The organism is Rhodococcus sp. AG1013, from assembly GCF_003350365.1.
GTDB lineage: Bacteria > Actinomycetota > Actinomycetes > Mycobacteriales > Mycobacteriaceae > Prescottella.
The window spans coordinates 1-1,783 of sequence record NZ_QQAT01000044.1 but is presented as its reverse complement, the minus strand read 5'-3'; the positions used below and the strand labels follow the sequence as shown (position 1 = coordinate 1,783).

Sequence of the window (1,783 nt, the reverse complement as noted above, 5' to 3'; positions counted from 1 at the left end):
TGTCCGGCGGTTGATGCCTACGATCCGGCAGGCCTCTGCGTTGCTCACACCCTGCCGCATGAGCTGAAAGTAGACACGCCGTTCCTCGGACAGAGGCCGTCGCCCCCGGTTCTCCGAGCGATCCCGGATCTGGAACACCATCGCACTCCCCATACTGGGGTGTTGCGACGACCACTAGGACTCAAGGAAAGGTGCCGGGGCCGCGAACTACCCTTACCGGCTCAGCTCTTCGCGACGAGAGTCTTCGGTTCGCGGGATCTCAGCGACACTCCACCCCGTGAAGAACCGACGAGCATTGACCAGATAGCCCCGCAAATGCCGGAGCAACGCCCCCACCTCCCAAAACTGCAGATTCATACCCAATGGCCCCCTATCTCCCGACACTCACCCCGGACATGACATCAACGCAGGTCAGACACAAAAGAGCCCCACACCTAAAACAGAAGCCAAGCCCGTAGGGGTCTCTTGTCTGCGGTACTCACCGACCGCGGCGGCCCCGCTGCTGGACTCTCGACCGCGCTACAAGCACCACGACCGCACCACCACACACCATCGACGAGACGAACACATATGCAGCCACGCCCCACGACTGCTGTGCCGCACTCGTGGCGGTCAACGACGTCGTCAGCACGAATGCAGCAACAACACTCTGCCGAGGTGCCGCCCGCCAAGTCTCACGAAACCACGATCCCACTTCGTACCCACCCCCCTTACCTCCGAGTGTGCCACCACCCCTACACAACTGAGCCACACGACGAACCCCCACACCAAGCTCGAACACCGCCGCCCACCGGGCATCACCCCACCCGCCGGCCCCACCGGGACATGCCATCACCCCAACTCAGCCCACGAAAAGCCCCCACACACCCGAATCGGGTGTGTGGGCCGTCGACTGCTCAGCTCAGCAGATCACCACTGCTGGATGACGTCGAACCGGCTGCCCCAAATCGCGGGATCGCTCACGTCGAACTGAATGTATCCCCCACGAGCGACAGCCTCGTCGATCAACTGCTGGGCCGTGGCGTCCACATACGGCAGCGGAGAGTCGTAGATCGACCCCTCACCGACAGCCATACCGATCCACTCCAGCGGAACAACTACGTCGATCGCATTGCCGACGCCCAGATCACGCAGAATCCGAGTCTCGTTGTGGTCGAACGAAATCCCCTGGTAGCCCTCCCCCGAGCGCAGGTAAGCGGCCGACGCAGTACCGGCCGCAGTGACCATCAGCCCCGCCGCAGCAGCAGGAATCAGAGCAGCAGCGATCATGCGAATATGAGACATCAAGAATTCCCCTCCAGACATACCAGCCACATTACCGGCCGGTAAGTTTACTATCGAACCGCATCGTAGCCGAGACTCCCGGACCACCCCCGGCAGCCCTTAAACCCACTCGGGACGGCCCTCCGCCCAGGTCACGGTACGACAGGCCCCCGCATGCCACCCCGCCGGCCCCACCGGGACATGTCATCAACGCCGGTCACGCAGCAACGGCCCCACACCCGTCAGGGCGGATTCTAGGGGTCGTTGCAACACAATTGTTGTGTGCTGAGGTTAGCGAAGCGCTGGCGGGCGATCCGAGCCGAGCGCTTCACAAATCTCAAACATGCCTACCGACCGGCTTTTGATCGTCGCGGTCGTCGGGCAGTATGGCCCTCATGATTGAAGTGGGGGAATTAACAAAGACTTACGGGTCGACGAAAGCGGTGGACGATCTCACGTTCTCCGTGAAGCCGGGCATCGTCACCGGCTTCCTCGGCCCGAACGGTGCCGGCAAGTCGAC

2 protein-coding genes are annotated in these 1,783 nt (G+C 62.3%); one reads left to right on the top strand and one right to left on the bottom strand.

The features are described from left to right. Positions 1-909 precede the first annotated feature (909 nt). Complete coding sequence (locus tag DEU38_RS27890; protein ID WP_147283610.1) at positions 910-1,269, bottom strand: hypothetical protein; 360 nt, start codon at positions 1,267-1,269, stop codon at positions 910-912. Between the two features lie 389 nt (positions 1,270-1,658). Here DEU38_RS27890 and DEU38_RS29635 point away from each other — a divergent pair. Beyond that, positions 1,659-1,783: ATP-binding cassette domain-containing protein (locus tag DEU38_RS29635; RefSeq protein WP_181818980.1), on the top strand; the 125-nt coding region annotated here is incomplete at its 3' end.

Bases quoted from the DNA above. Each gene is read 5' to 3' on its own strand.
- DEU38_RS27890 (WP_147283610.1), bottom strand. From the start codon at position 1,269: ATGATCGCTGCTGCTCTGATTCCTGCTGCTGCGGCGGGGCTGATGGTC.